Below are 21,290 nucleotides of genomic sequence, written 5' to 3'. Positions count from 1 at the left end.
TCCTCCCCCGCCGATGGCGCCAGCGGTCATGCGGGCGTCGCATTCGGACTTGTCCGGGCCGGCCGGATCGCGCATGAGGGCGGCGTCATCAGCAAGAACGAGGTCGGACCCATGACCGGCGAAGCCCGCATCATCGACGGCAAGGCCACCGCGGCGGCGCTCAGGGCCGAGATCGGCCGCGAGGTCGCGGCGATCAAGGCGGCTCGCGGGCTCGTGCCCGGCCTGCATGTCGTCCTCGTCGGCGAGGATCCGGCGAGCAAGGTCTATGTCGCCTCCAAGGAGAAGCTCGCGGTCGAAGTCGGCATGAACTCGGCCGCCCACCGGCTGCCGGCCGAGACGACGGAGGTGCAGCTCCTCGCCAAGCTGGCCGAGCTCAACGCCGACGACAGCGTCGACGGCATCCTGGTGCAGCTGCCGCTGCCGAAGCATATCGACACCGGCCGTATCATCGATGCCATCGATCCCGCCAAGGACGTCGACGGCTTGCACCCGATCAATGCCGGCCTGCTCGCCGGCGGCAAGAACGGGCTGGTGCCCTGCACGCCGCTCGGCTGCATGCTGCTGCTGAAGCAGGCGCTGCCTTCGCTCTCCGGCCTCGATGCCGTGGTGATCGGCCGCTCGGAACTGGTCGGCCGCCCGGTCGCTCAGCTCCTGCTCCAGGCCGACTGCACCGTCACCATCGCCCATTCGCGCACGCGCGATCTGCCCGGCGTCGTGCGCCGCGCCGACATCGTTGTCGCCGCCGTCGGCCGGCCGCGCATGGTCAAGGGCGACTGGATCAAGCCTGGCGCGACGGTGATCGATGTCGGCATCAACCGCCTGCCCGACGGCAAGTTGACCGGCGACGTCGATTTCGCGGAGGCCGTGAAGGTCGCTGGCGCGATCACCCCTGTCCCCGGCGGCGTCGGCCCGATGACCATCGCCTGCCTGCTCAAGAACACGCTGACGGCCTTCCACGCCCGGCGGGGATAATCAACGAAAAAGGAGCTGCAAGGCTGCAGCTCCTTCGAAATCAGGGACATCCGGGCCGAGCTCGGAGCCCGGTCAGCAAGCTCGATCACATATGGATCGGGCGCTTGTCGACGGCGAGCGCGGCTTCCTTCACCGCCTCGGCCAGCGTCGGATGCGCATGGCAGGTGCGGGCGAGGTCCTCGGCCGAGCCGCCGAACTCCATCAGCACCGTCACTTCCGCGATCAGGTCGCCGGCATGCGGGCCGATGATGTGGCAGCCGAGCACGCGGTCGGTCTTGGCGTCGGCCAGGAACTTCACGAAGCCGTCGGTGTGGCGGATCGCGCGGGCGCGGCCGTTCGCGGTGAAGGGGAACTTGCCGACCTTGTATTCGACGCCGGCCGCCTTCAGCTCCTCCTCGGTCTTGCCGATCGCGGCGACTTCCGGCGCGGTGTAGACGATGCCGGGAATGGCGTCATAGTTCACATGGCCGGCCTTGCCGGCGATGATCTCGGCAACCGCGACGCCCTCATCCTCGGCCTTGTGCGCCAGCATCGGCCCGCGCACCACGTCGCCGATGGCGTAGATGCCGGCGACACTAGTCTTGAAATGGTCGTCGATGACGACGCGGCCGCGCTCGGTGGCGACGCCGGCCTTGTCGAGACCGAGGCCGTCCGTGTTCGGGCGGCGGCCGATCGCGACCAGCACGATATCGGCGTTGAGAGTCTTGGCCTCGCCCCCAGCCGCCGGCTCGACGGTGACGGTCGCGCCCTTCTTAGCCGTCTCGACCTTGGTGACCTTGGAACCGAGCTGGAAGCTGAAGCCCTGCTTCTCCAGGATGCGCTGGAACTGCTTGGCGACCTCGCCGTCCATGCCGGGCAGGATGCGGTCGAGGAACTCGACCACGGTGACCTTCGCGCCGAGCCGCGCCCAGACCGAGCCGATCTCGAGGCCGATCACCCCGGCGCCGACGACGACGAGCTCCTTTGGCACGGAGCCGATCTCGAGCGCGCCGGTCGAGGTCACGACGGTCTTCTCGTCGATCTCGACGCCCGGCAGCGGTGCCGATTCCGAGCCCGTCGCGATGACGATGTTCTTCGCCTCGATCTCCTGCGTCTTGCCGTCCTCGCCGGTGACGACGACCTTGCCGGCGGCGGGAATCGAGGCCGTGCCATGGAAGGCGTCGATCTTGTTCTTCTTGAACAGGAAGGCGACGCCGTTGACGTTGGCGTCGATCGTCTCCTGCTTGTGCGCCATCATCGCCTTGAGATCGAGCTTCGGCGTGCCGACGACGATGCCGAGCTTGTCGAAGGTGTGGCCGGCCTCCTCGAACATCTCGGAGGCGTGCAGCAGCGCCTTGGACGGAATGCAGCCCACGTTCAGGCAGGTGCCGCCATGGGTCTTGCGCTTCTCGACCACGGCGACCTTGAGGCCGAGCTGGGCGGCGCGGATGGCGCAGACATAGCCGCCGGGGCCGGTTCCGATGACGACGAGATCGTAGGCCGCAGCCATGATGGTTTCCTTTCGGGTTGTGGGGTCCGGCGTGGCCGTCAGCGGCCTCCGGTCACGTTCAGGACGCTGCCATTGGTGTAGGAGGCTTCGTCGGAGAGAAGCCAGGCGATCGCCAGCGCCACCTCATGCGCCGTGCCCTCGCGCTTCATCGGAAGCTGGTCGCGCATCTGCGCGACGCGGTCCGGCAGGCCGCCGCTGGCGTGGATCTCGGTGTCGATGATGCCCGGCCTGACCGCGTTCACGCGGATGCCTTCGGCCGCCACCTCGCGGGCGAGGCCGAGCGTGAAGATATCGATGCCCGCCTTCGAGGCGGCATAATCGACATACTGGCCAGCCGCCGTCAGCACCGCCGCGGCAGAGGACAGGTTGACGATGCCGCCACCCTGCCCGCCATGGCGCGTCGACATGCGCTTCACCGCCTCGCGGGCGCACAGGAAGCTGCCGGTGAGGTTGATGCGGAACATCCGCTCCAGCCTTTCGACGCTGATCTCGTCGATGCGTTGCGGCCGGTCGACGACGCCTGCGTTGTTGACGAGCGCCGTCAGGCGGCCGAGCCTGTCGGCCGCGGCGAAGATCGCCAGGACGTCGGCCTCGCTGCCGACATCCCCCTGGACGGCCAGGCCGCGCCGGCCCCGCGCCTCGACGGCCGCGACCGTCTCGGCCGCGGCCTGCGCGTTGGACTGGTAGTTCACCACGACGTCGTAGCCGCGCTCCGCCAGCAGGATCGCGGCCGCCCGGCCGATACCCCGGCTGCCGCCGGTGACGATCGCAACGCCCGCCACGACGTCCTCCTTCAACGGCTCAGAGGTCGAGGACCAGGCGCGCCGGATCCTCCAGCCCCTCCTTGATGCGGACGAGGAAGGTCACGGCCTCCTTGCCGTCGATGATGCGATGGTCGTAGCTGACCGCCAGATACATCATCGGCCGGATCTCGACCTTGCCGCCGATCGCCATCGGGCGCTCCTGGATCTTGTGCATGCCCAGGATCGCCGATTGCGGCGCGTTCAGGATCGGGGTCGACATCAGCGAGCCGTAGACGCCGCCGTTCGAGATGGTGAAGGTGCCGCCCTGCATCTCTTCGATCGAGAGCTTGCCGTCGCGGGCCTTGCGGCCGAACTCGCCGATCTTCTTCTCGACCCCGGCGATGGAAAGTTCGTCGGCATCGCGCACCACCGGAACCACCAGGCCCTTATCGGTGCCGACCGCGACGCCGATGTGGTAGTAGTTCTTGTAGATGATGTCGGTGCCGTCGATCTCGGCGTTGACGGCCGGGATTTCCTTCAGCGCCTGTACGCAGGCCTTCACGAAGAAGCCCATGAAGCCGAGCTTGACGCCGTGCTTCTTCTCGAACGCATCCTTGTACTGGTTGCGCAGCGCCATGACGTTTGTCATGTCGACCTCGTTGAAGGTCGTCAGCATCGCGGCCGAGGACTGCGCCTCCTTCAGGCGGCGCGCGATCGTCTGGCGCAGCTTCGTCATCTTGACGCGCTCTTCGCGCGATGCGTCGTCCGGCGCCGAGGGGGCGCGGACCTGAACCGGAGCGGGAGCCGTGGCGGGAGCAGCCGCACCGCCCGTCGCGATCGCGGCCAGCATGTCGCCCTTGGTCACGCGGCCGTCCTTGCCGGAGGCCGGGACGCTCGACGGATCGACGCCGCTCTCAGCGGCCAGCCGCGCCACGGCCGGGCCGGAATCCGCCGCCTTGGTCGCAGCCGCCTTCGGCGCCTCGGCAGGAGCCGGAGCCGCGGCAGCCTTCTCTTCCTTCTTGGGAGCGGGCGCAGCGGCGGCAGCGCCGCCTTCGGCGATCGAGCCGAGCAGCGCGTTGACGCCGACCGTCTCGCCTTCCTTGGCGACGATCTCGCCGAGCACGCCGGCGGCCGGCGCGTTGACCTCCAGCGTCACCTTGTCGGTCTCGAGCTCGACGAGAGGCTCGTCGGCTTTCACGGCCTCGCCCGGCTTCTTGAACCACTTGCCGATCGTGGCCTCGGAAACGGATTCGCCGAGGGTGGGTACGCGGATTTCGGTCGCCATGTCAGGCCTCTGTTGTCTCGTTCTCTGGCGGTCGGTTGAGCATCGGGCAGAAAACCGGGAGGCCTTCCGGGCACCGATGCGGCATGGGGAGCCGGCAGCGCCGAACGGCGCCGCCGGAAGATGGTCAGGCCGCGAAGGCCTCGTCGAGGAAGGCGTTGAGCTGCGCCGCGTGCTTGGACATCAGGCCGGTCGCGGTTGCCGCCGAAGCGGGCCGGCCGACATAGCGCGGCCGCTTCGACTTCGAGCCAGCATGACCCAGCACCCATTCGAGATAGGGTTCGACGAACGTCCAGGAACCCATGTTCTTCGGCTCCTCCTGGCACCAGACCACGTCGGCGCCCTTGAAGCGCGCCAGCTCCTGCGCCAGCGTCTTCAGCGGGAACGGATAGAGCTGCTCGACGCGCATCAGGTAGACATCGTCGATGCCGCGCTTCTCGCGCTCGTCGAGCAGATCGTAATAGACCTTGCCCGAGCAGAGCACGACACGGCGGATCTTCGAGTCCTTGACCAGCTTGGTGGTCGACTTGCCGCGCTCGGCATCATCCGCCAGCACGCGGTGGAAGGTCGAGCCCTCGGCCAGCTCGCCGAGGTCGGAGACGCAGCGCTTGTGGCGCAGGAGCGACTTCGGCGTCATCAGGATCAGCGGCTTGCGGAAGTCGCGCTTCAGCTGCCGGCGCAGGATGTGGAAGTAGCTCGCCGGCGTCGAGCAGTTCGCCACCTGCATGTTGTCCTCGGCGCACATCTGCAGGAAGCGCTCGAGGCGGGCGGAGGAGTGCTCCGGCCCCTGGCCCTCATAGCCATGTGGCAGCAGGCAGACGAGCCCCGACATGCGCAGCCACTTGCGCTCACCCGAGGAGATGAACTGGTCGAACACCACCTGCGCGCCGTTGGCGAAGTCGCCGAACTGGGCTTCCCAGCAGGTCAGCGCGTTGGGCTCCGACAGCGAATAGCCGTATTCGAAGCCGAGCACCGCCTCCTCGGAGAGCATCGAGTTGATGACCTCGTAGCGGGACTGGCCCTCGCTGATATGGTTGAGCGAGGTGTGGCGCGCTTCAGTCTCCTGGTCGATCAGCACCGAATGGCGCTGCGAGAAGGTGCCGCGCTCGCAATCCTGGCCCGAAAGGCGGACCGGGTTGCCGTCGAGCAGCAGCGAGCCGAAGGCCAGGGCCTCGGCGGTCGCCCAGTCGATGCCCTCGCCGGCCTCGACCGCCTTGCGGCGGTTGTCGAGGAAGCGCTGGATCGTCTTGTGCACGTTGAAGCCGGCCGGCACGGCGGTGATCTTCTCGGTGATCTCCTTGAGCGTCGCCGCCGGCACGCCGGTGGCGCCGCGGCGCGGATCGTCCTCGTCGGCGCGGATCGCCTTCATCCCGGCCCAGCGGCCGTCGAGCCAGTCGGCCTTGTTCGGCTTGAAGCTCTGCCCGGCGTCGAACTCGACCTCGAGCTTGGCCTTCCAGGCGGCGCGCATCTCGTCGAGCTCGCCGGCGGCGATCACGCCCTCGGCCTCGAGCTTGGCGCCGTAGAGCTCCAGCGTCGACTTGTGGCCGCGGATCTTGCGGTACATCAGCGGCTGGGTGAAGCCCGGCTCGTCGCCCTCGTTATGGCCGAAGCGGCGATAGCAGAACATGTCGATCACGACCGGCTTGTGGAACTTCTGCCGGAACTCGATCGCCACCTTGGCGGCGAAGACCACCGCTTCCGGATCGTCGCCGTTCACGTGGAAGACCGGGGCCTCCACCATCTTCGCCACGTCGGACGGATACGGCGAGGAGCGCGAATAGCGCGGATAGGTGGTGAAGCCGATCTGGTTGTTGATGATGAAATGCACCGAGCCGCCGGTGCGGTGGCCCTTGAGGCCGGAGAGGCCGAGGCATTCCGCCACCACGCCCTGGCCGGCGAAGGCCGCGTCGCCGTGGATCAGCAGCGGCAGCACCTTCGAGCGCTCGACGATGTCGCCGAACTGGTCCTGCTTGGCGCGCACCTTGCCGAGCACGACGGGATCGACGATCTCGAGATGCGACGGGTTGGCGGTCAGCGAGATATGGACGTTGTTGCCGTCGAACTCGCGGTCCGACGAGGCGCCGAGATGGTACTTCACGTCGCCCGAGCCCTCGACGTCGTCGGGGGCGAAGGACCCGCCCTTGAACTCGTGGAACAGGGCGCGGTGCGGCTTGCCCAGAACCTGGGTCAGCACGTTCAGGCGGCCGCGATGGGCCATGCCGAAGACGATGTCGCGCACGCCGAGCGCGCCGCCGCGCTTGATGATCTGCTCCAGCGCCGGGACGAGCGCCTCGCCGCCGTCGAGGCCGAAGCGCTTGGTGCCGGTGAACTTCAGGTCGAGGAACTTCTCGAAGCCCTCCGCCTCGACCAGCTTGTTCAGGATGGCGCGCTTGCCCTCGCGGGTGAAGGCGATCTCCTTGTCCGGCCCCTCGATGCGCTCCTGCAGCCAGGACTTCTGCTCGGGGTCCGAGATGTGCATGAACTCGATGCCGACCGTGCCGCAATAGGTCCGTTGCAGGATGGAGACCATCTCGCGGACGGTGGCGAACTCCATGCCGAGCACGTTGTCGATGAAGATCTTGCGGTCGAGATCGGCTTCGCCGAAGCCGAAGGCGGCCGGCGACAATTCGTCGTCGTCGGTGCGCGTCTCGATGCCCAGCGGGTCGAGCTTGGCATAGAGATGGCCGCGCATGCGATAGGCGCGGATCAGCATGATGGCGCGCACCGAATCCCGGGTCGCCTGCTGCACGTCGGCGGCGGAAAGCGCGGTACCGGCGGCCTTGGCCTTGGCGCCGAGCTTGTCGGAAACGGCCTTCTCGACCTGCGCCCAGTTGCCGTCGAGCGCCGAGACCAGCTCGCCGCTGGCGGGCAGCGGCCAGTTCGGCTTCTTCCAGGACGCTCCCTTGGCGTTCTGCAGTACCGACTGCCGGTCGTCCTTCAGGGCGCCGAAGAAGGTCTGCCACTGCTCGTCGACCGACTTCGGGTCGGCCTCGTAGCGCGCGTAGAGGTCCTCGATATAGGCCGCGTTGCCGCCATAGAGGAAACCGGTCTGCGCGAGAGCCTCGTTGATGTCCTGGCGAGCCATGATGCTCCTGCCTTCCTTCGCCGCTTGCGATAGCCCGGACCCCTGCCCGGACCTCCTACTCAACTCGTCATGCCCGGAGCCTGCCTCCGGGCATCGTCGTCAGGCGAGCGTGCCTCGGGCCTGCGCCCGGGGCCGCTCCCGTCGTTCGCCGCCTCAGCCCTTCAAGACCTCGACCAAGGTCTTTCCAAGGCGCGCCGGCGAGGGCGAAACCTTGATGCCGGCCGCTTCCATCGCCGCGATCTTGTCCTCGGCGCCGCCCTTGCCGCCCGAGATGATCGCGCCGGCATGGCCCATGCGGCGGCCGGGAGGGGCCGTGCGGCCGGCGATGAAGCCGACCATCGGCTTCTTGCGGCCGCGCTTCGCCTCGTCCTTGATGAACTGCGCCGCGTCCTCCTCGGCCGAGCCGCCGATCTCGCCGATCATGACGATCGACTCGGTCTTCGGATCCGCCAGGAACATCTCGAGCATGTCGATGAACTCGGTGCCCTTGACCGGGTCGCCGCCGATGCCGACGGCCGTGGTCTGGCCGAGGCCCTCGCGGGTGGTCTGGAACACCGCCTCATAGGTCAGCGTGCCGGAGCGCGAGACGATGCCGACCGAGCCGGGCTTGAAGATATTGGCCGGCATGATGCCGATCTTCGACTCGCCGGCCGTGACGACGCCCGGGCAGTTGGGCCCGATCAGGCGCGTCTTGGAGCCGGAGAGCGAGCGCTTGACCTTGACCATGTCGAGCACCGGAATGCCCTCGGTGATGCAGATCACCAGCGGGATCTCGGCGTCGATCGCCTCGCAGATCGCGTCAGCGGCGCCCGGGGGCGGCACATAGACGACCGAAGCGGTGGCGCCGGTCTTATCCCTGGCTTCGGCGACCGTGTCGAAGACGGGCAGGCCCAGATGGACCGCGCCGCCCTTACCCGGCGAAGTGCCGCCGACCATCTGCGTGCCGTAGGCGATCGCCTGCTCGGAGTGGAAGGTGCCGTTCTTGCCGGTGAAGCCCTGGCAGATGACCTTGGTGTTCTTGTCGATCAGGATGGACATGTCTGCTCCTCAGGCCTTCTTGACCGCGGCGACGATCTTCTGCGCCGCATCGTCGAGGTCGTCGGCGGGAATGACGTTGAGGCCGGACTCGCGGATGATCTGCTTGCCTTCCTCGACATTGGTGCCCTCGAGGCGCACCACCAGCGGAACCTTGAGGCCGACCGCCTTCACCGCCGCGATCACGCCGCGGGCGATGACGTCGCACTTCATGATGCCGCCGAAGATGTTGACGAGGATGCCCTTCACCTTCGGGTCTGCGGTGATGATCTTGAACGCCGCGGTGACCTTCTCCTCGGAAGCGCCGCCGCCGACATCGAGGAAGTTGGCCGGGCTTTCGCCGTAGAGCTGGATGATGTCGAGCGTCGCCATGGCGAGGCCGGCGCCATTGACCATGCAGCCGATCGTGCCGTCGAGCGCGATATAGGCGAGGTCGTATTTCGAGGCCTCGATCTCCTTCGGGTCCTCCTCGGTCTCGTCGCGCAGCGCGACGACGTCCGGATGGCGGTAGAGCGAGTTGGAGTCGAAATTGACCTTGGCGTCGAGGCACTTGATCTGACCCTGCGTGGTCACGATCAGCGGGTTGATCTCGAGCATCGCCATGTCCTTGGCGACGAAGGCGTTGTAGATCTGCGCCAGAACCTTCTCGGCCTGCTTGGCGAGGTCGCCGGTCAGGCCCAGCGCCTGGGCGACCGTGCGGCCGTGATGCGGCATGATGCCGGTCGCGGGATCGACCGAGAACGTCTTGATCTTCTCGGGCGTGTCATGGGCGACGGCCTCGATGTCCATGCCGCCCTCGGTCGAGACGACGAAGGCGATGCGCGAGGTCTCGCGGTCGACCAGCGCCGAGAGGTAGAACTCCTTCTCGATGTCCGAGCCGTCCTCGATATAGAGGCGGTTGACCTGCTTGCCGGCCGGGCCGGTCTGCACGGTGACGAGCGTGTTGCCGAGCATCTCCTTGGCGAAGGCCTCGACCTCCTCGACCGACTTGGCGAGGCGCACGCCGCCCTTGGCGTCGGGGCCGAGTTCCTTGAACTTGCCCTTGCCGCGCCCGCCGGCGTGGATCTGCGACTTCACGACGTAGAGCGGCCCCGGCAGCTTCCTGGCGGCCTCGACCGCCTCGGCCACCGACAGAGCCGGAAAACCGGCCGAAACGGGCGCGCCGAATTCCTTGAGGATGGCTTTGCCCTGGTATTCGTGGATGTTCATCCGGTAGCTCCTGACTGGGCTTTGGGGAAGAAGGGGCCGGAACCGGGCACGGCACCCCATGTGGTCAAAAGGTGAAACGGTTCTTCGCGGGGAGATCCGCCGGCCGATTGTGCGGCAGCCGATTTCGATGATAAAAATGAACAATCAGATGAAACATCTGATGGGAGGGCTTGGCTATGCCCACGGCGTACTCCTGCATCGACATCGATTCCGTCCGCAACGCGCGAACCGAACGAGAGCCTTACAATTACCTGGTCGCCAGCCACGTCATCCTGCCGGATGCGGTCGGCGGGTTGCGTCGCGACTTTCCCGACATCCGCGAGACCGGCTTCTTCCCGGAGGAGGATGTCGAACGGCACGGCGCCTTCGCCAGCCTGCTCGAGGAGATGAAGGGCCGCGAAATCTCCGAGATCGTTTCCGGCAAGCTCGACATCGACCTCGTCGACAAGCCGAAGATGATCACCATCCGCAAGCTCTCCGCCGCCAAGGACGGACGCATCCATACCGACAGTGAAGCGAAGATCGCGACGCTGCTGGTCTACCTCAACGACGCTTGGCAGGACTCTCAGGCCGGCCGCCTGCGCGTCCTGCGCAACGGCACCGACTTCGAGGCCATGGCCGAGGAGATCAGCCCCGTCACCGGTTCGCTGTTCGCCTTCCGCCGCGCCGACAACTCCTGGCACGGGCATACGTCCTTCGTCGGCGAGCGGCGCGTCGTCCAGATGACCTGGCTGAGGAGCCAGGCCGACGTCGACCGCAAGAAAAGCCGCGGCAGCCTCTCCCACTTCTTCAAGAAGGTGCTGCGGTTCGGGTGACGGGCCTGGCCGCCCCCCGAACGCCATCCCGGAATATGCCTGTGCCAGGCGCATCGCTCAGTTGGCCAGCGACGAGTCGATGCTCTTGCAGGCGTCGATCAGGCCCTGCACCGAAGCCACCGACTTCGCCAGCATCTCCTTCTCGGCGCCGTTGAGGCGGATCTTGACGACGCGCTCGACGCCCTTGGCGCCGATCACGACCGGCACGCCGACGAACATGTCCTTGACACCGTACTGGCCCTTGAGCGCGGCGGCCGCCGGCAGCACGCGCTTCTGGTCCTTGAGGTAGCTCTCGGCCATCGCGATCGCCGAAGCGGCAGGCGCATAGAAGGCCGAGCCGGTCTTGAGCAGGTTGACGATCTCGCCGCCGCCCTTGCGGGTGCGCTCGACGATGGCGTCCAGCTTCTCCTGCGTGGTCCACTTCATCTTGACGAGGTCCGGCAGCGGGATGCCGGCGACGCCCGAATAGCGGACCAGCGGCACCATGTCGTCGCCATGGCCGCCGAGCACGAAGGCCGAGACGTCCTTGACCGAGACGTTGAACTCCTCCGCCAGGAAGTAGCGGAAGCGCGCCGAGTCGAGCACGCCGGCCATGCCGCAGATCATGTTGGGCTTCAGGCCGGAGAACTTCTGCAGCGCCCAGACCATGGCGTCGAGCGGGTTGGTGATGCAGATCACGAAGGCCTTCGGGGCGTACTGCTTGATGCCCTCGCCGACCGACTTCATCACCTTCAGGTTGATGCCGATCAGGTCGTCGCGGCTCATGCCGGGCTTACGCGGCACGCCGGCGGTGACGATGATGACGTCGGCGCCCTTGATGTCCTCGTAGGAGTTCGTGCCCTTGTAGCCGGCGTCGAAGCCGTCGACCGGCGAGGACTCGGCGATGTCCAGGCCCTTGCCCTGCGGGATGCCCTCGGCGATGTCGAAGAGGACGACGTCCCCGAGTTCCTTCAGGCCGGCGAGGTGGGCGAGCGTGCCGCCGATCTGGCCGGAACCGATGAGGGCAATCTTCTTGCGGGCCATAGCCTAGTCCTTCTCTTCTGGCGCTTCGCTCGACACCGGCCATCGCCGGCTTCGATCATCTGAATGCCTTGGCCACGATATCGTGGCGCGACGAAAGGCCGGCAGCCCGGCCAAACCGTGGGTTCCTTTGGCCCAAACCGGCCTTTTGCCGCAACCCTTGCCCAAAAAGCGGCTTTTACGGGGCAACCCCGCTACGGCGCCGGAGTCAAATCCACCCGACTCTGGTTTTTCAATGACTTGCAAAGACGCACGCCGGCCCTGCGCATCGTCATCTCGTCAAAATCGCACAATTACAATTTACAGATATTGTAATTGGTCACCGGATTTTTCACACGATGCCGCTGCCGAGCACGCGCAGGATCACCCGGATCAGGGTCGAGAGCCGTGTGTCGACCGAGGCCTGGGGCACGTCTGCCTCCAGCGCCAGCGAGGCCGGGTGGATGAAGCGGTGCGTGGCGTCGATCACGAAGGCGATCGCGCGGTCGCGGTCGCGCGGCTCGAAAACGCCGGTGGCGATTCCCTCGTCGACGACGCGCTCGAACAGCGCCCTGACCCGCGTCCGGTTGCGCCGGCTGACGGCATGGCGCTTGGCGACGGCGAGCGAAAGCGCGGCGAAGAGATGCGGGTCCTCGCCCAGCAGGTCGCGATTGGCCTTGGCGAGACCGAGGATCAGGCGCTCCAGCTTGTCATCGGCGGGGTCGGGCCCGTCCGCGATGTCGGCGAGCTTGCGTTCCGTCGCCTTGAGCCAGACATCGACCACCGCGTCGACGAGCGCCACGCGCGAGGGGAAGTAGCGGTAGACATTGGCATGGGTCATGCCGGCCTCTTCCGCCACGGCGACGACGGTGAAGCGCTTCAACCCGAACCGGCGCAGATGCTCGCCCGCGACCGTGAGAATCCGTGTCTCGCTCGGTTCGCGCTGGGGCATCGCTCAGGTCTCCACCAGCCCCGTCGTGTCGCCGCTCGCCGTCGAATCCGGGCGGCCATGCGGCATCGCCAGATATTCCTCCGAGCGCATCTCGATCAGGCGCGAGACCGTGCGGTCGAATTCGAAGGCCTCGCGCCCCTTGCTCGCGCGATAGAGTTCCTGCGGCTCGCCCGCAGCCGAGGCGACGAGCTTCACATGGTGTTCGTAAAGGGTGTCGATCAGGATGATGAAGCGCTTGGCCTCGTTGCGCCGGTCGAAATCCAGGATCGGGATGCCGTCGAGCACGAGCGTGTGGAAACGCTGCGCCAGCGCGATGTAGTCCGAGGCGCCGTAGGCCTGGGCGCAGAGATCGGCGAAGCTCGCACGCGCCACGCCGCCGGCCGCCTGCGGCAGCACGAGCTCGTGCCCCTGCACCGTGAGCGCCGCGCGCGGCCCCTGCGCCACGCCGGAAAGGGCCTTGAAGGCGGCATCGAGCGCAGCCCTCGCCTTCTCATCGGCCGGGACATGATAGACCGGCGCGCCGCCGAGCTTCTCAAGCCGGAAATCGGTGCGGGAATCGAGCTTCAGCACCTCGACCTTGGTCTGCAGCAGCTGGATGAAGGGCAGGAACAGCGCCCGGTTGAGCCCGCCCTCATAGAGCCGCGAGGGCTCGACATTGGAGGTCGCCACCACGACGACGCCGGCGGCGAACAGCGCCGTGAACAGCCGCCCGAGGATCATCGCGTCGGCGATGTCGGTCACGGTGAACTCGTCGAAACAGAGCAGATAGGCCTCGTGCGCCAGTTCGGCCGCGACCGGCGCGATCGGGTCCCCGTCCTTGACCTCGCCCGCCTTGATCTTGCGGCGATAGGCGTTGATGCGGCCATGCACCTCGGCCAGGAATTCGTGGAAATGCACCCGGAGCTTGCGCTTCACCGGCGCGGCCTCGAAGAACATGTCCATCAGCATGGTCTTGCCGCGGCCGACGGAGCCCCAGATGTAGAGGCCCTTCGGCGCCTCGCTCGTCTCCGGCTTCTTGCCGAAGAGCCAGCCGAGCGCGCTGCCCTTGCGTGCGAGCCGCCGCGCGGCGAGGGTCGCGGTCAGCGCCTCGAGCTTCTTCACCACTGCGACCTGGGCCGGATCGCGCTCGATGGCGCCCGCCTCGACGAGGGCGGCGTAGCGGTCGGTGATCGAGGCTGGCATGGCGGCGGTGGCGGGGCGGCTCGCAGAAAGGAGCTTCCGGGTTACGGCAGCCCGGCCGGCATCGCAAGCCCGCGCGGCCGTCCGGAATGCATCATCCCGGCGCGGACGAACCGGCCGGGACGAGGGCGACGCACGGTCGTCGGCTTCCCGTCGGAAGCCGCGCCATGAAGGGCTTACTTGCCCTGATTGACCGAGATCGGCTTCAGCGGATTGTCGTTGAGGCCGTATTTCTTGATCAGCGCATCATAGCTGCCGTTGGCCTGCAGCTTGTCCAGCGCCGCCTTCACCGCGTCGCGCAGCTGCGTGCCTTCCGCCGTCTTCGCGAAGGGGATGCCGACCAGCGTCGTCGTGAACGGCTTGCCGAGCGGGATATAGGTGTTGGGCTCGAGCTTCTGGAAGTAGCTCATCGTCTCGCTGCCCTGCACGCCGCCCTGCAGGCGCTGCGTCTTGAGCTGCGTGCGGGCGTCGACCGAGCCTTCGGTGCCGACCGCGGTGATCGCCGGTTTGCCCTTGGCGACGCAGTTGGCCTCGCTCCATTCGCCGATCTGCTTGGGCCAGTTGGTCGAGCGGCTCGCGCCGACGCTCTTGCCGCAGAGATCCTCGGGCGTCTTGATCGAGTCCTTGAAGGCCGTGACGGTGTAGAACTGCGCGCCGGACTCCATGTAGTCGACGAAATCGACCTGCTCGCGCCGGGCCGGAAGGTCGCTCATGCCGGCCATCGCCATGTCGACGCGCCCGGTCTGGATCGAGGGCAGCATCTGGGCGAAGGCGGTCTCCTGCCACTCCGCCTTGAGGCCGAGCTCCTTGGCGATCGCCTCGCCCAGCTCGATGTCGAAGCCGGTGAGCTGGTTGGTCGCCGGGTCCTTCGAGGCGATCGGCGGATAGTTCGGCTGGGTCGCGATGACGAGCTTGCCGGCGCTCTTGATCCGGTCCGGCACCGTCTGCGCCTGCGCGGCCAGAGCGGTCGCGGCGAGCAGCGCCGCCGTCAATGTCAAACGAAGCATGGGTCTCTCCCTGTGGTTGAAGCCGGCATCGCGCCGCTCACTTGAGCACGGCGGCGATGAACTCGCGGGTGCGCGCCTGCTTCGGCGCGACGAGGATGGTTTGCGGCGGACCTTGCTCGACGATCTCGCCCCTGTCCATGAACACGACGTCGTTGGCGACCTCGCGCGCGAAGCCGAGCTCATGCGTGACCACGATCATCGTCATGCCGGTGGCGGCGAGGTCGCGCATGACGTTGAGCACCTCGCCGACGAGCTCGGGGTCGAGCGCCGAGGTCGGCTCGTCGAACAGCATCAGCTTGGGCTTCATCGCCAGAGCGCGTGCTATGGCGATGCGCTGCTGCTGTCCGCCCGACAATTCGCTGGGATAGGAATCGCGCTTGTCGGCCAGGCCGACGCGCTCGAGCAGCGCCATTGCCTCCGCGACGATCTGCTTGCGCGGCTGCTTCAGGACCGTGAGCGGACCCTCGATGATGTTCTGCAGCGCCGTCATGTGGTTGAACAGGTTGAAGCGCTGGAAGACCATGCCGGTGACGAGCCGCTGGCGTGCGATCTCGGTGTCAGTCAGCTCGTGCAGCTCCTCGCCCGCGCGGCGGTAGCCGATCAGCTCGCCGTCGACCCGGATCGCGCCCTTGTCGATCTTCTCGAGCTGGTTGATGCAGCGCAGCAGCGTCGACTTGCCCGAACCCGAAGGCCCGATGATGCACTGGACCATGCCGGGCTGGATCGAAAGCGAGACGTCCTTCAGCGCCTGGAAGGGTCCGAAGAACTTGCTGACATGGGCGATGGTGACGATGGCGCTGTCGTTGCCAGCCTGGCTCTGCACCGCGCTCATGCCGGCTCCTCCTCGGTCGTCGCGGCCCGTTGCGCCCGTCGCTCGCCGCGCCCCTTCGAGAAGTGGCGCTCGAGAAAATACTGCCCGATCTGCAGCAGCGTGACCACGATGAGATACCAGCCCGCGGCGACGATCAGCAGTTCGATGACCCGGGCATTGGCATAATAGATCGTCTGCGCGTTGCGCAGGATTTCCGAGAACTGGATCACGCTGGCGACCGAGGTCAGCTTGACCATGCTGATCACCTCGTTGCCGACGGGCGGGATTATGACGCGCATCGCCTGCGGCAGCACGATCCGCCGCAGCGTCGTCAGCCGGGTCATGCCGATCGCCTTGGCCGCTTCGGTCTGGCCTGTATCGACCGAGAGGATGCCGCCGCGCACCACCTCCGCGGTATAGGCGCCCTGGTTCATGCCGAGCCCCAGCAAGGTCGCCATGAACGGCCCGATCACGTCGATGGTGCGCCACGAGAACAGGCCGGGGATGCCGATGGTCGGGAAGACCAGCGCCAGGTTGAACCAGATCAGGAGCTGCAGCAGCAGCGGCGTGCCGCGGAAGAACCAGATGTAGAACAGCGCCACGCTGCGCAGCACCGGGTTCGGCGACATGTACATGATCGCGAAGATGACGCCGAGCACGATGCCGAGCGCCATGGCGCAGACCGTCATGACCAGCGTGTTGCCGAGGCCTGCGAGGATCGCCGGGGCCGTGAAGAACTGCCCGACCACCGGCCAGGCGATGTCACCCTGGACGAAGGCCATGACCAGCCAGGCGAGGATGGCGATGATCGCCGCCGCCGCGACCCAGCGGCCGTAGAAGCGCCGCGGCACGATCCTGAGCTGCGCGATGGCGGCGAGTTCGCGGCTCGCGATCGGCGAGGTGGTGTCGCTCATCGGCCCCTCTCCTGCGTCCAGCCGTCGAGGCCCGCCAGCGCGGTCCGGAAGCGCGCGATCTGCTCGCGCACCCGCTCCGGCGCGGTGCCGCCATGGCCGCTGCGCGCGGCGACGGCGGCGTCGAGCGTCAGGCAATCGAGCACGCCGGCGTCGAGCCGCGGATCGACCGCCCTGAGATCGACAGCGTCGAGCGACTCCAGCTCCCGCCCCATTTCCTCGCAATAGCGCACCAGCGCGCCGGTGATCTCATGCGCCTCGGCGAAAGGCACGCCCCGCCGCGCGAGGTAGTCGGCAACTTCCGTCGCCAGGGTGAAGCCGAGGCCCGCCTGCGCCCGCATCGGCGCGGGATGGACCTCCATGCTGGCGATCAGCCCGGCGAAGGCGGGCAGGACCTCTTCCAGCACGTCGACGGCGTCGAAGGCCGCGCGCTTGTCCTCCGCAAGGTCGCGGTTGTAGGAGAGCGGCAGCCCCTTCAACGCCCCCAGCATCGTCACCACGTCGCCGGCGAGACGCGAGGCCCGCCCGCGCGAGATTTCCGCGATGTCGGGGTTCTTCTTCTGCGGCATGATCGAGGAGCCGGTGGCGAAGCCGTCGTCGAGCGTCACCCAGCCGAACTGGCGCGAGGTCCACAGCGTCACCTCCTCCGCCAGCCGCGACAGGTCGGCCAGCATCAGTGCCGCGACGAAGAGGAATTCGGCGACATGGTCGCGCGCCGCGACCGCATCGACGGAGTTCTCGAACGGCGCCTCGTAGCCGAGCGCCGCCGCGCTCGCGGCCGGGTCAAGTGTGATCGCCGAGCCGGCGAAGGCCGCAGCGCCGAGCGGCGACTGGCCGGAACGCCTCTCCCAGTCCTGCAGACGCGAGGCGTCGCGCAGCAGCACCTGGCCATGCGCCATCAGCCAGTGGCCGAAAGTGGCCGGCTGGGCGTTCTGCAGATGGGTGAAACCCGGGCAGACGGACGCCGCATGCTGCTCGGCCTGGCCGGCGATCGCGGTGAGCAGCTCTGCCAGCATCGCGCCGATCGAGCGCGACTTCTGCCGCAGATAGAGCTTGAGATTGTTGGCAGCCTGGTCGTTGCGCGAGCGCCCGGCCCTGAGCTTGGCTCCGGTCTGGCCGATGCGCTCGGTCAACACACGCTCGATGAAGGTATGGACGTCCTCGTCAGCCTGCGTGGGCGCGATCGTCCCCGCCTGGGCGTCGCGGGCGATGCCGTCCAGCGCCGTCAGGATGACGTCGCGCTCCTCGCTGGTCAGCAGGCCGGCCTGCGCGAGCGCAGCCGCATGGGCCTTGCCGCCGGCGACATCCTGCGGCACCAGCCGGGCATGCTCGCCGGCCGCGCTGGAAAGCTTCATCAATCGCGGATCCGGCGGCTTGCGGAAGCGGCCGCCCCACAGGCGGGTCGTCTGGTTCATCCGGGTCGTCCTCCCCGAAGGTAAGAATGGCCTCTTGACCGGCCAGCCAGCAAACGAAACGATCTCCGGCCAGATAGTCCGAATTGGAATACCCATGGCTTCGCGGCTTCCTCCCTCCTCGACGGCCATGCGCGCCTTCGTCACCGTGGCCAGGCTGGGCTCGACCGCCCGCGCCGCGGGAGCGGTCAATCTGACCCAGAGCGCGGTATCCAAGCAGATTCTCTCGCTCGAGCACCATCTCGGCGTCCCGCTGTTCGAGCGTCACCCTCTCGGCTTGAAGCTGACGGAAGCCGGCGCGATCTACCTCCCCTATGCCGAGGCCGCGCTCGAGCAGATGGAGCGCGGGGCGATGCGCCTAGCCGAACGCGCCGCCATCGCCAGGCCGATCCGCCTGCACATGGTCGCCATCGCCGGCGAACGCTGGCTGATCGAGCGCTTCCACCTCTTCGCCGAGGCGCATCCCGGGGTCGACGTCCAGTTCACCAACTACGTCAGCGAGAGCGAGACGGAGGAGCCGGACATCGAGATCAACCACGGCACGCCGCCCTGGCCGGGCCGGGAGGCGCATTACCTCTTCGGCCGCGACGTAGCCCTGGTCGCGGCGCCGGAGCTGCTGGAGCGGATGGGCGGCTTCCGCCGCGCCGCCGACATCCAGAAGATGACCCTGCTGCAGCATTTCCAGATGCCGGCCTTCTGGGCCGAGTTCACCGAGGCGCATGACCTGCGCGGCGCGGTGCCGGCCCATACCGTGCGCTACGGCTATTATTCGGTGATCATTCGGGCCGCCGTGGCCGGCCTTGGTGTCGCACTGGCACCGCGCTGCTACGTCGCCGAGGAGCTCGCCTCGGGTGCGTTGGTCAACCCACTGGAGATCGGCTTCACCAGCGTCACCGGCTGCTGGCTGACGCGACGCCTGGACCTGCCGCCTCGTCCGGGCCTGGATGAATTCATCGCCTGGCTGAAGACGGAGGCGGCGGCCTTCGATACCGCCAACCGCACGGCGTGATCGCCGCAACTTCGGCGCCTGCCATGCGTTGGGTCCATATAGGAGGTGCTGCCATGATCACCGTTCTTCCCGCGCCCGACCATGTCCTGGCCATAGCGCTCGGCGGCAGGGTCGAGACGGCCGATGTCGAGTCCGTCGCGGCCGAGCTCGACGCGCGGCTGAGCCGCCACGAGAAGGTGTCGATCTTCGCCGACCTGACGGCCTTCGACGAGATGACCTTCGCCGCCGCCTGGGCCGATGCACGCCATGGCCTTGGCAAGCTATGGGAACTCAGGCGCTTCCCGAAGGAGGCGATCGTCGTCGGCGAGGGCTGGCTCGATCGCACGGCCCGACTCTTCGCGCCGGTCGTCCCCTTCGTCGAGATCCGCACCTTCCCGCCGGCGGAACGCGAGGCCGCCCTCGCCTGGGCGGCCGATATCGAAGGCGGGCCCAACGCCTGACGGCATGGAGGCGCCGATGCCCGACGCGAAACGCAAATGGTCAGGCGAAGTCACCCGCAGGAGCGACGCACTGGACCTCGAAGGCGACGTCTTCACGCAGGACGACCCGCGCCGCATCGCGCGCTCGCTGAAGCGCTCGGCGGAACGCAGCAGACGCCGCAAGTCGAACTCCTACCGCTCGGCGATGTCGATGCTGACCTTCTACATCAACCGGGCCGGCCGCAACCTGCCGGAGGCGCGGCGACGAACGCTGGAAGCGGCCAAGCACAGCCTCCGGCGGCTCTTTCACCGCGCCTGACCGCGTCAGCTGCGTGCGAATGTCTCGTCGAAGGCGTAGCCGGCGCCGCGCACGGTCCGCAGCGGATCCTTGGCGTTGGCCGGCGTGATCGCCTTGCGCAGGCGCCCGACATGCACGTCGACGGTGCGCTCGTCGATATAGACGTCGCGGCCCCAGACCGCATCGAGGAGCTGGGCGCGGGAATAGACCCGGCCCGGCGCCTGCATCAGGAATTCCAGTAGCCGGAACTCCGTCGGTCCCAGATGCAGTTCGCTGCCGGCGCGGCGCACCCGGCGCGTCGTGCGGTCGAGTTCGAGATCGCCCGCCGAGAGCAGCCCGGCGACATGGCCAGGCTTCGCCCGGCGCAGAAGCGCCTGGATGCGAGCCGTCAGCTCCGGCAGCGAGAAGGGTTTGACGACGTAGTCATCGGCGCCGGTGGCGAGGCCGCGGACCCGCTCGGTCTCTTCGCCGCGCGCCGTCAGCATGATGATCGGCACGCGCTCGGTGTCGCGGCGCGAGCGCAGCCGCCGGCAGAGCTCGATGCCCGACAGGCCCGGCAGCATCCAGTCGAGCAGAACGAGGTCGGGCGTGTGGTCGCGCAGGTGCAGCTCCGCATCGTCGCCGCGCGACACGCTGTCGACCTCGAAGCCCTCGGCCTCGAGGTTGTAGCGCAGCAGCAGAGTCAACGGCTCTTCGTCTTCGACGATCAGGATGCGTGCGGCCATGATTGCCTGTCTCAGGAACCGGTCACGGCCTCGACCTCGATATTGGTCGTATCGAGCTTGGGCCGGTTCACGTCGAGCGAATCGCCCGTGATGAGATAATGGATCGTCTCGGCGATATTGGTGGTGTGGTCGCCGATGCGCTCGATGTTCTTGGCGCAGAACAGCAGGTGCGTGCAGTAGGTGATGTTGCGCGGATCCTCCATCATGTAGGTCAGGAGTTCGCGGAACAGCGAGGTGTAGAGCGCGTCGATCTCGTCGTCGCGGCGCCAGACCTCGAGCGCCTGCTGCTCGTTGCCGGCGGCATAGGCGTCGAGCACATCCTTGAGCTGCGCCTGCACCAGGCGGCTGATGTGCTCCAGCCCGACGACCGCGCGATGCGGCGGCTGGAACTGCCCGGAGATGGCGACAGCGCGCTTGGCGATGTTCTTGGCGAGGTCGCCGACGCGCTCGATATCGGCCGCGATGCGGATCGCCGAGATCAGCTCGCGCAGATCGTTGGCCAGCGGCTGGCGCCGGGCGATGGTCAGCACCGCCTTTTCCTCGACCTCGCGCTGGAGGTTGTCGAGGCGCTGGTCGGCGGTGATGATCTTCTGGGCCAGCGTGGTGTCGCGGCGCACCAGCGCCACGGTCGAGTCGCCGAGCATGCGCTCGGCCATGCCGCCCATTTCGGCGAGGCTGCGGCGAAGGCCTTCGAGATCGGCGTCGTAGGAGCGGACGATGTGGTCGGTCATGGCGTTGTCCTTAAGCCCGGGGCCCGCTGTTCAGCCGAACCGGCCGGTGACGTAGTCCTGCGTCTGCTTCTTGGCCGGGTTCATGAAGATGGTGTTGGTCGGCGCGAACTCGATGACCTCGCCGAGATACATGAAGGCGGTGTACTGCGAGATGCGCGCCGCCTGCTGCATGTTGTGCGTGACGATGGCGATGGTGAAGTCGCTCTT

20 protein-coding genes and 1 pseudogene are annotated in these 21,290 nt (G+C 67.4%); 5 read left to right on the top strand and 16 right to left on the bottom strand.

Features of this window, described 5'->3' with window-relative positions:
• Positions 1–111 precede the first annotated feature (111 nt).
• Entirely contained in the window at positions 112–972 is an 861-nt protein-coding gene (gene folD, locus BGO20_RS22855; RefSeq protein ID WP_291664227.1) for a bifunctional methylenetetrahydrofolate dehydrogenase/methenyltetrahydrofolate cyclohydrolase FolD, read from the top strand.
• 85 nt (positions 973–1,057) lie between these two features.
• Here folD and lpdA read toward each other — a convergent pair whose 3' ends face one another.
• The 6 genes from lpdA to sucC all read right to left on the bottom strand — a co-directional run bounded on the left by lpdA (position 1,058) and on the right by sucC (position 9,815).
• Complete coding sequence (gene lpdA / locus BGO20_RS22850; protein ID WP_291664226.1) at positions 1,058–2,461, bottom strand: dihydrolipoyl dehydrogenase; 1,404 nt, start codon at positions 2,459–2,461, stop codon at positions 1,058–1,060.
• A gap of 38 nt (positions 2,462–2,499) precedes the next feature.
• Positions 2,500–3,243 (bottom strand): SDR family oxidoreductase, encoded by a 744-nt coding sequence (locus BGO20_RS22845; RefSeq protein WP_291664225.1) that lies wholly within the window; start codon positions 3,241–3,243, stop codon positions 2,500–2,502.
• Between the two features lie 19 nt (positions 3,244–3,262).
• Positions 3,263–4,489 carry a 2-oxoglutarate dehydrogenase complex dihydrolipoyllysine-residue succinyltransferase gene (gene odhB / locus BGO20_RS22840; protein WP_291664224.1) on the bottom strand — a complete coding sequence of 409 codons (1,227 nt, stop codon included), beginning with the start codon at positions 4,487–4,489 and terminating at the stop codon, positions 3,263–3,265.
• Positions 4,490–4,613: 124 nt separating this feature from the next.
• Positions 4,614–7,571 (bottom strand): 2-oxoglutarate dehydrogenase E1 component, encoded by a 2,958-nt coding sequence (locus tag BGO20_RS22835; RefSeq protein WP_291664223.1) that lies wholly within the window; start codon positions 7,569–7,571, stop codon positions 4,614–4,616.
• Positions 7,572–7,724: 153 nt separating this feature from the next.
• The gene (gene sucD / locus BGO20_RS22830; protein ID WP_291664222.1) at positions 7,725–8,609 is read right to left on the bottom strand and encodes a succinate--CoA ligase subunit alpha; all 885 of its coding nucleotides are present in this window, start codon (positions 8,607–8,609) and stop codon (positions 7,725–7,727) included.
• 9 nt (positions 8,610–8,618) lie between these two features.
• Positions 8,619–9,815 (bottom strand): ADP-forming succinate--CoA ligase subunit beta, encoded by a 1,197-nt coding sequence (gene sucC / locus BGO20_RS22825; RefSeq protein ID WP_291664221.1) that lies wholly within the window; start codon positions 9,813–9,815, stop codon positions 8,619–8,621.
• A 176-nt stretch (positions 9,816–9,991) separates the two neighbouring features.
• On the opposite strand from sucC, the gene BGO20_RS22820 reads away from it, so the two are divergent.
• Entirely contained in the window at positions 9,992–10,630 is a 639-nt protein-coding gene (locus BGO20_RS22820) for a 2OG-Fe(II) oxygenase family protein (protein ID WP_291664220.1), read from the top strand.
• A 57-nt stretch (positions 10,631–10,687) separates the two neighbouring features.
• Here the strand turns inward: BGO20_RS22820 and mdh are convergent, their stop codons facing one another.
• The 7 genes from mdh to argH form a co-directional block, all read right to left on the bottom strand.
• Complete coding sequence (mdh, locus tag BGO20_RS22815; protein ID WP_291664219.1) at positions 10,688–11,653, bottom strand: malate dehydrogenase; 966 nt, start codon at positions 11,651–11,653, stop codon at positions 10,688–10,690.
• Positions 11,654–11,981: 328 nt separating this feature from the next.
• A complete protein-coding gene (locus BGO20_RS22810) occupies positions 11,982–12,581 on the bottom strand; it encodes a TetR family transcriptional regulator (RefSeq protein WP_291664218.1) in 600 nt (199 codons plus the stop codon).
• A gap of 3 nt (positions 12,582–12,584) precedes the next feature.
• A complete protein-coding gene (gene zapE, locus BGO20_RS22805) occupies positions 12,585–13,763 on the bottom strand; it encodes a cell division protein ZapE (RefSeq protein ID WP_291664217.1) in 1,179 nt (392 codons plus the stop codon).
• Positions 13,764–13,936: 173 nt separating this feature from the next.
• Positions 13,937–14,767 (bottom strand): ABC transporter substrate-binding protein, encoded by an 831-nt coding sequence (locus BGO20_RS22800; protein WP_291664216.1) that lies wholly within the window; start codon positions 14,765–14,767, stop codon positions 13,937–13,939.
• Between the two features lie 37 nt (positions 14,768–14,804).
• Positions 14,805–15,599 (bottom strand): amino acid ABC transporter ATP-binding protein, encoded by a 795-nt coding sequence (locus tag BGO20_RS22795; RefSeq protein ID WP_291664215.1) that lies wholly within the window; start codon positions 15,597–15,599, stop codon positions 14,805–14,807.
• Positions 15,596–16,492: an amino acid ABC transporter permease gene (locus BGO20_RS22790; protein ID WP_291664214.1), complete on the bottom strand. Its 897-nt coding sequence runs from the start codon at positions 16,490–16,492 to the stop codon at positions 15,596–15,598. The genes BGO20_RS22795 and BGO20_RS22790 overlap by 4 nt, the downstream gene beginning before the upstream one ends.
• Complete coding sequence (argH, locus tag BGO20_RS22785) at positions 16,489–17,904, bottom strand: argininosuccinate lyase (RefSeq protein WP_291664213.1); 1,416 nt, start codon at positions 17,902–17,904, stop codon at positions 16,489–16,491. The genes BGO20_RS22790 and argH overlap by 4 nt, the downstream gene beginning before the upstream one ends.
• Before the next feature lie 94 nt (positions 17,905–17,998).
• Between argH and BGO20_RS22780 the strand changes: the two genes are divergently transcribed.
• The 3 genes from BGO20_RS22780 to BGO20_RS22770 are packed head-to-tail and all read left to right on the top strand — an operon-like array spanning position 17,999 to position 19,648.
• Positions 17,999–18,910, top strand: a complete 912-nt coding sequence (locus BGO20_RS22780; RefSeq protein WP_291664212.1) for a LysR family transcriptional regulator — start codon at positions 17,999–18,001, stop codon at positions 18,908–18,910.
• 53 nt (positions 18,911–18,963) lie between these two features.
• Entirely contained in the window at positions 18,964–19,350 is a 387-nt protein-coding gene (locus BGO20_RS22775) for a SpoIIAA family protein (RefSeq protein ID WP_291664211.1), read from the top strand.
• Positions 19,351–19,366: 16 nt separating this feature from the next.
• The gene (locus BGO20_RS22770) at positions 19,367–19,648 is read left to right on the top strand and encodes a DUF3175 domain-containing protein (protein ID WP_291664210.1); all 282 of its coding nucleotides are present in this window, start codon (positions 19,367–19,369) and stop codon (positions 19,646–19,648) included.
• A 5-nt stretch (positions 19,649–19,653) separates the two neighbouring features.
• Here the strand turns inward: BGO20_RS22770 and phoB are convergent, their stop codons facing one another.
• From phoB to BGO20_RS22755, 3 genes and pseudogenes are all read right to left on the bottom strand, one after another.
• A complete protein-coding gene (gene phoB, locus BGO20_RS22765) occupies positions 19,654–20,352 on the bottom strand; it encodes a phosphate regulon transcriptional regulator PhoB (RefSeq protein WP_291664209.1) in 699 nt (232 codons plus the stop codon).
• An 11-nt stretch (positions 20,353–20,363) separates the two neighbouring features.
• Positions 20,364–21,083 carry a phosphate signaling complex protein PhoU gene (gene phoU / locus BGO20_RS22760; protein WP_291664208.1) on the bottom strand — a complete coding sequence of 240 codons (720 nt, stop codon included), beginning with the start codon at positions 21,081–21,083 and terminating at the stop codon, positions 20,364–20,366.
• A gap of 30 nt (positions 21,084–21,113) precedes the next feature.
• Positions 21,114–21,290 (bottom strand): annotated as a pseudogene (locus BGO20_RS22755) (phosphate ABC transporter ATP-binding protein); the annotation flags it as partial.

Origin of the sequence: Allobosea sp. 67-29, assembly GCF_001898115.1 — a bacterium.
In the GTDB taxonomy this organism is placed as follows: Bacteria; Pseudomonadota; Alphaproteobacteria; order Rhizobiales; family Beijerinckiaceae; genus Allobosea.
The sequence above is the reverse complement of the archived record's forward strand: the minus strand, read 5'-3'. Positions and strand labels throughout refer to the sequence as shown.

Excerpts from the sequence above, each read along its gene's own strand:
- BGO20_RS22820 (WP_291664220.1), top strand. The coding sequence starts at position 9,992 with ATGCCCACGGCGTACTCCTGCATCGACATCGATTCCGTCCGCAACGCG.
- lpdA (WP_291664226.1), bottom strand. The coding sequence starts at position 2,461 with ATGGCTGCGGCCTACGATCTCGTCGTCATCGGAACCGGCCCCGGCGGC.
- BGO20_RS22835 (WP_291664223.1), bottom strand. The coding sequence starts at position 7,571 with ATGGCTCGCCAGGACATCAACGAGGCTCTCGCGCAGACCGGTTTCCTC.
- BGO20_RS22770 (WP_291664210.1), top strand. The coding sequence starts at position 19,367 with ATGCCCGACGCGAAACGCAAATGGTCAGGCGAAGTCACCCGCAGGAGC.
- BGO20_RS22795 (WP_291664215.1), bottom strand. The coding sequence starts at position 15,599 with ATGAGCGCGGTGCAGAGCCAGGCTGGCAACGACAGCGCCATCGTCACC.
- BGO20_RS22775 (WP_291664211.1), top strand. The coding sequence starts at position 18,964 with ATGATCACCGTTCTTCCCGCGCCCGACCATGTCCTGGCCATAGCGCTC.
- mdh (WP_291664219.1), bottom strand. The coding sequence starts at position 11,653 with ATGGCCCGCAAGAAGATTGCCCTCATCGGTTCCGGCCAGATCGGCGGC.
- BGO20_RS22800 (WP_291664216.1), bottom strand. The coding sequence starts at position 14,767 with ATGCTTCGTTTGACATTGACGGCGGCGCTGCTCGCCGCGACCGCTCTG.
- phoU (WP_291664208.1), bottom strand. The coding sequence starts at position 21,083 with ATGACCGACCACATCGTCCGCTCCTACGACGCCGATCTCGAAGGCCTT.
- BGO20_RS22790 (WP_291664214.1), bottom strand. The coding sequence starts at position 16,492 with ATGAGCGACACCACCTCGCCGATCGCGAGCCGCGAACTCGCCGCCATC.
- phoB (WP_291664209.1), bottom strand. The coding sequence starts at position 20,352 with ATGGCCGCACGCATCCTGATCGTCGAAGACGAAGAGCCGTTGACTCTG.
- argH (WP_291664213.1), bottom strand. The coding sequence starts at position 17,904 with ATGAACCAGACGACCCGCCTGTGGGGCGGCCGCTTCCGCAAGCCGCCG.
- zapE (WP_291664217.1), bottom strand. The coding sequence starts at position 13,763 with ATGCCAGCCTCGATCACCGACCGCTACGCCGCCCTCGTCGAGGCGGGC.
- sucD (WP_291664222.1), bottom strand. The coding sequence starts at position 8,609 with ATGTCCATCCTGATCGACAAGAACACCAAGGTCATCTGCCAGGGCTTC.
- folD (WP_291664227.1), top strand. The coding sequence starts at position 112 with ATGACCGGCGAAGCCCGCATCATCGACGGCAAGGCCACCGCGGCGGCG.
- sucC (WP_291664221.1), bottom strand. The coding sequence starts at position 9,815 with ATGAACATCCACGAATACCAGGGCAAAGCCATCCTCAAGGAATTCGGC.
- BGO20_RS22780 (WP_291664212.1), top strand. The coding sequence starts at position 17,999 with ATGGCTTCGCGGCTTCCTCCCTCCTCGACGGCCATGCGCGCCTTCGTC.
- BGO20_RS22810 (WP_291664218.1), bottom strand. The coding sequence starts at position 12,581 with ATGCCCCAGCGCGAACCGAGCGAGACACGGATTCTCACGGTCGCGGGC.
- odhB (WP_291664224.1), bottom strand. The coding sequence starts at position 4,489 with ATGGCGACCGAAATCCGCGTACCCACCCTCGGCGAATCCGTTTCCGAG.